Source organism: Nostoc sp. FACHB-152 (assembly GCF_014697475.1).
Lineage (GTDB): Bacteria > Cyanobacteriota > Cyanobacteriia > Cyanobacteriales > Nostocaceae > Nostoc_B.
Map to the genome: position 1 here is coordinate 1 of NZ_JACJRV010000154.1, position 6,570 is coordinate 6,570.

General features: G+C 39.8%; 3 protein-coding genes. 1 reads left to right on the plus strand and 2 read right to left on the minus strand.

What is annotated here, in order from left to right:
• Positions 1-96: 96 nt before the first annotated feature.
• A complete protein-coding gene (locus tag H6G76_RS35750; RefSeq protein ID WP_199337644.1) occupies positions 97-288 on the plus strand; it encodes a hypothetical protein in 192 nt (63 codons plus the stop codon).
• A 287-nt stretch (positions 289-575) separates the two neighbouring features.
• Here H6G76_RS35750 and H6G76_RS35755 read toward each other — a convergent pair whose 3' ends face one another.
• Both H6G76_RS35755 and H6G76_RS35760 read right to left on the minus strand, forming a co-directional pair.
• Entirely contained in the window at positions 576-2,780 is a 2,205-nt protein-coding gene (locus H6G76_RS35755) for an ATP-binding protein (protein WP_190710928.1), read from the minus strand.
• Positions 2,781-3,069: 289 nt separating this feature from the next.
• The gene (locus tag H6G76_RS35760) at positions 3,070-6,456 is read right to left on the minus strand and encodes a non-ribosomal peptide synthetase (RefSeq protein WP_190710929.1); all 3,387 of its coding nucleotides are present in this window, start codon (positions 6,454-6,456) and stop codon (positions 3,070-3,072) included.
• Positions 6,457-6,570 lie beyond the last annotated feature (114 nt).

Consider the following 6,570-nt stretch of genomic DNA (forward strand, 5'->3'; position numbering starts at 1 on the left):
AGTATTGCAAGTATTGGCAATTTAGCATCAGTAACTCTTGTTAGCAAAGGTGGAAGAAGAATAAAACTCTAAAATGTAATACTACTACAAAGTCTTTTGAACTTTATTAATTCACGCAATAGTGGAACCAAGGGCAAAAATACCGTTACCGCAGATGTCAGCGCGTGGTTTGAGTGGGCGCGAAGGGAAAGAATTGTGCTGGCGATGTCTGGTGGGGTTGTTTACACGGTTGATGGGGAGGCTGTTGAATTGCGGGAGATGATGCGGCGGTTTAGGATTCAGGAGTAATGCTAATTTGTAATATTTTACTTAAGTTACTCAGTATTTATTATGACGTTAAAAATATTAATTAGCACTTTAATATTTTTATCAGAAACTTTACTGCTTTTAATTTTAGGCTAGGGTTAGTTTTATAAACTTCAATTTTCGTCATCGAACATTAGCTTTTAGCTATGATGTTGCGACTGCAACTAATCAATCGCCTAAGCTCAACTCCTACCTATAATTTGTGCAGTGGGTTCAAAGACAGCTAGCGACAATTCATCGCTTACCACTCAAATACAAAATACTAAAGTCTACATACATTGTTGGATAGGCAATTGAATTATAAATTTAGTACCTTCCCCAATGGTAGAAAAACATTGCAATTTTCCTTTATGCTTTTCTGTAATGATTTGGTAGCTGATTGCCATACCCATACCTGTTCCTTTGCCCACAGGTTTAGTAGTGAAAAATGGATCGAAGACCCGGCTTTGAACTGATTCTGGCATTCCTTGTGCGTTATCAGCGATCGCAATTTCTATCGATTGTGAATCAACTACTGAAGTGCAGATAGTAATTTGACTGGGATTTTCTTGTATCTGTTGAGAAGTGGGCTTGATGTCTGCCTCATCAAGGGCATCCATTGCATTCACTAAAATATTCATCAATACTTGGTTGAGTTGACCAGGATAGCATTCCACTGGCGGCAAGTTGCCATAATCTTTAATAACTTCAATTGCCGGACGGTCTGGTTTATCTTTGAGGCGGTGTTGCAGAATCAAGAGCGTACTTTCGATACCTTCATGAATATCAACTGTCTTAAATTCCGCTTCATCCATACGCGAAAAATTCCGCAGCGATAGGACAATATTACGAATTCTTTCAGTCCCCATTTTCATCGAAGACAGCATCTTTTGTAAATCTTCGATGAGAAATTCTAGATCGATATCCTGGGCTAATGCTTGAATTTCTGGGTCATGACTAGAATGGCGTTCTTGGCAAAAATAAATCATCTGCAACAAGTTTTGAGTATATTCATTCAAGTGAGTAATATTGCCGTGAATAAAGTTGACTGGGTTATTGATTTCATGAGCAATACCTGCTACCAGTTGACCCAGGCTAGACATTTTTTCACTTTGAACGACTTGTGCTTGGGTACGCTGTAGTTCAATCAAGGCTGTTTTGAGTTCAAAAGTCCGTGTTTCAACTCGTGCTTCCAGTTCGGCGTTACTATTTTCTAAAGTAAGAAAGGATTGGCGCAGTTGATCTGCCATGTTGTTAAACGAATGGGCAAGGATGTTAAGTTCTTGAATGTTGCCATCTGTAACTGTCTGTTCTAAGTCGCCAGATGCCATTGCTTGGCTTGCCTGCTTCAGACGCAAGACAGGACGTGAAATCCAGCGTCCGGTAAAAATACCACTTATGGTTGCCAATATCAGTGCGCCAAAACAAAGTAAAACAGTAATCTGGGTATTAGCATTGATTTGGGACATAAAGGCACTGTGTGGGATACTGGTTATAACTAGCCAGTCCAAGCCATAAGAGTCACGCCAAGGCGCAATATGCACAGAATAATCTTCGTCTTGAAAATTGACTTGTAGTTCTTGGGTATTAATAATTGTCCGAAAATTAGGAATTCGTTGCTGAAGCTGTTTAGCAATCCCTTGCACAATGGGATTAGGACTCTCTGTAGCTTTAAGACGTTTAATTTCGTTCTTATTGACACTAAAAGGTTGCTCTGGACAAGAATTAGCAACCAACATCCCGTCACGTTCTACAATAAATACTTGTCCAGAGCGACTGATATCTAATGCTCGCAAAAATTCGCTCAGTTTCAATAGATGAATGTCAACCCCCACCACGGCAATTAGCTTTTTAGTGGCATTATAAACTGGGCTACCTGCCGATGCTGCGATATAGGGAGGATAGGCCGGATCGTAGTAGGTATAGATCCTTGTCCAGATGGGTTTCCCAGCTTTGGCAGGTTCCGTGTAATTGGTTTCATTGAGGGTATCCCACGTAGCAGTAGACAACAGTTGAGTACGATTGCCATCGTTGTCTGTCAAGTAGGTTTTAGAATTTTTCGGCAAGCTAGGTGTTTTGATGGTGTTCTCGTCGATAGTAACTGTTTTGCCATCGTAGCGACCGGCTCCACCTCCTTCCCCAGTTGGTAGATTCAAACTGATATAGGTCAAATCATAAGCTTGCATTTGATACCAGAAGAATTTGCCAACTGTTTTGCGATCTCGGACATCTAGTAATCCCATACGTATTGCATTAGCATTAATCTGGATGACTTTATGCGGAATTGACAAGTAAGCATCTAAATGATGGTGTACCTCACTACTTGTTCGCTTCATCAATTGCTTTGACAAATCCTCAACAGCCTTCTCACTATTTTTAAACGACAAGTACCCCACTAAACCCACTGCACCAAACACTTGCACCACGAAGGGAACAATGAGGACAAGCTGCAATGGCAATGCCCAGAATTTGCTAGATGATGAACAGGTTTTCATAAAGTGGAAACCAGAATAAATTTTAAAAGCTGTTATGCGAGTAGAAACTTATTGAAAGCAGTATAAATTTCTTCTCTAGTTAAGATAATTCCCTAAAAATATCCAGATCAAACATAAATTCACTCTACTTTTCAGCACTTAAAATAAAATGCCTCAGAGAGATAATGGGTTTGAGTTAACAAATTTACCTGTTGAGTCCAGCATTTCTTGAATAGCAAAGAGAAGCGAAAGCAGAGAAATTGATGTTTAACCAATTTCTCTGCCTCTGCCTTAATAATTAATCTGCACTCTATTGGAAAGGAGGGTTCAAAAAACCAGAATGGATAAAGTATGAAAAGTAAGTATTCAGCAGTTTATCATTCACAGGTGGACAATTAATATTACTACCTGCTAACCCAATGAATGTATTAGAGCTATCAAAGTGTAGAGTTTTTGGTTGAAAATAAATTTCCGGAATTGACTGGTGCTGCTTTGGAAGCTTTTCACATAAGAAAGTTAAGAAGGGAAATAAAGCATTCTCTGGCATATTTGGCAGAAAAGATTTGATTTTAGAGAGCCAATCTGAAAAAGGAATTATTTCAATTGAATAGCCAAAATTCTGCATCCAGTTAACAAGCTGACACCATGATATAGATTGAGGATTAGAAATGTGAAATATTCTCTCATTAAATGATTTTTGTTTTGATAACTGGATGATCGCCTGACTAATATAATCCACAGGAACAATATCTATTGGCATATTCCAATCAGGTGCTGACCCCAGTTGAATACAGCCTTTAATTAGACTGCGTAAAAAGTCAGGATGGTTACAAATTCCTGTTTGGCTGTGTCCTTCTATCCAACTGGGACGATAGATAGCTGTGGGAATTCCTCGCTTATGAGCAAGTGTAACTAATTTTTCTGCAACCCATTTGCTTTGGGTATACCCGTAAAGACTATGCGGGCGATCGGCTGGCTGTTCTAAAATAACTTGGGTTTCAGGATAGGCTATTGGTGAAAAAACGCCAACAGTAGAGACAAAATGAACGGGTTTAATCTTTGTTTGGCTTGCTAATCTGAGAATTTCTTGTGTACCTAAAACATTCGCGGCTTTGAGCGCAGAGTATGGATACACAAAGTTAACTAATGCACCGTTGTGGTAGATAATATCGATAGTCTGTGCCAAGGTTTGAAACTGTTCAGACGATAATCCCAGCAGTGGTAGCGAGATATTGCCAATTACGGGAATAATTCTGGAGCTTCTATTTTGCTCCCAAAGCTTGTAAGATTTCAGGATGCTCTTGATGCGTTCGTTACCTTCTTTAACATCACTAGCCCTCACCAAACAATAAACCTTAGTCTGGGTTTGCTCAAGTAATTTGTGAAGCAAAAAAGCTCCTAAAAAGCCTGTTGCACCAGTTAATAAAACGTTGGTTGGCTCAAAAGCTAAATCAAGCGATGCAGTTTGAGAATTAATTGTTGGATCTAAAATAGCTTCAGCTTCTAAATCAAGAATAGGATAAATAATTGATGCTACTTCATCTCCGGCTTTGATCGCTGCAATGATTTTAGCTAATTCTGCAATGCTAGGTGCTAGGAAAATATTTTGCAGGGATAACTCTACCTGAAATGTTTCTTGTATCATGAAAAGCATCCGAGCTAATAATAAAGAATGTCCTCCCAAGTCAAAGAAGTTATTATAAATTCCAACTTTTTCGAGTCCCAAAATTTGAGTTACAATTACAGCTAATTGCTGTTCAACATCGTTACGAGGTGCAACAAAAGGTTCTTGTAGTTCGGGTCTAAGTCGGTTTGGCACAGGTAACGACTGGCGATTAACCTTGCCGCTAGGTGTAATTGGCAAAGCTTCCATCACAACAAAACCAGTAGGAATCATGTACTCTGGTAGTTTCTGTTTGAGAAAAGCACGAAGTTGGGGTATCAAATTGGAAAGGTTAACTGCCTGTTCGTCTTGGACTGGAAGATCGCCAAGTTTGTTTTGAGTGGTTATTTCAGATAGACAATACTTTTGTAGTTCAATCTGCGATGAAACTGAAGAAGTATCTTCAGACTCCTGTGGTTTCAGACAAAGATAGGCAACTAAGTACTGTTCACCAGGCAGATCCTCGCGGGCTATGACAATTGTTTCCTTAACAGCAGGATATTGACTAAGTGCAGCTTCTATGTCTCCTAGCTCAATACGATAGCCGCGAATCTTGACTTGTTGATCTATGCGTCCCAAATACTCAATATTGCCATCTGCAAGATATCTAGCTAAATCACCTGTCTTATACAAGCGATCGCTCTTATCAAAAGGACTGACAATAAATCTCTGTGCTGTCAATTCAGGAGAGTTAAAATATCCTCTTGCCAAACTAACACCACCAACATATAACTCACCAGCAACCCCAACAGGCACAAGTTGTAGGTGTGAATCTAGTAGATATATTTGTGTGTTAGTAATTGGTTGTCCAATCGCTGGCAATGCTGGCCAATCTGGCGGCGAACCAGTCAAGGAAAGGGCTGTCACTACATGAGTTTCAGATGGGCCGTAATGGTTGTGCAAACTACAGTTAGGTAAGTGATTAAACAAATGTGCAATTGCTGTGGTGATGCGTAATTGTTCGCCAGCAGTAATTACCTCACGCAAACTACTAGGTATGATGCTTTGCATTTGTACTGTTTGTGCTAACTGTTGTAGTGCCACAAACGGTAGAAATAGCCTCTCAATTTTTGCTTGATTGAGAAATCGCAATAGACTTGTGGGGTCACGCCGAGTTTGTTCGGAAATTAGAACGAGTGTGCCACCTGTAGTTAAGGTAGCAAAGATTTCTTGGAAGGAGACATCAAAACTAATCGGAGTATATTGAAGTGTTTTAGCATTAAAACCAACTGTGGAATTTTGCCATTGCCAAGTAATTAAGTTGGCAAGGGGACGGTGTGGCATTGCTACACCTTTAGGTTTACCAGTAGAACCAGAGGTGTAAATGACGTAGGCTAAGTTGTCAAGTGTAACTTTACTTTGGAGATTGGTTGTCGGATTTTGGGCAATTACTTCCCATTCAAAGTTTATGTCAACTATCCGTATGTCATGCCTTGGTAGTTTTTCAATTAAATTCTGCTGTGCCAATAGTAGCGAAGCTTGGGAGTTGTTGAGCATAAATGTTAAACGTTCTTGGGGATAAGCTGGGTCTAATGGCACATAAGCTCCACCCGCTTTGAGAATTCCTAAAAGAGCAATCACCATCTGGAGTGATCGCTCAATGCAAATACCGACAAGAACATCTGGTTTGACACCAAGGGTTTGCAAATAATTTGCTACTTGATTTGCTTGCTGATTTAATTCTTGGTAAGTTAAGTGCTGTCCGGCAAATTCAATGGCGATCGCGTTCGGTGTTCTTGCTACTTGGGCTTCAAACAATTTGTGAATACATTCTTGAGGAAAATCGCTTTGAGTCTGATTCCATATATGCAGTTGTTGTTTCTCGGCTATGGTGAGCAAGCAGTATTTATCAACTTGTTCATTTGGATTAACAACAATGTCCTCAAGTAATTTTTGGAAATGTTCAGCCATACGAGCGATCGTCGTAGCTGCAAACAAGTCGGTACTATACTCGAAGTAGCCTACTAGACCAGTCGGCGTTTCAGTCAATTCCAAAAACAAATCAAATTTGGCGGTTTGATTGTCCAGGGGCAAGTGAGTTAACGACCTTGCGGGGGGACAAAATGGTCTAGAATGCTTATCTTACAAAGAGTGTAGCAATTTGTGGTAAAAGAAAAAGAGCATTTATTCGCAATAAGCTCTATTTAA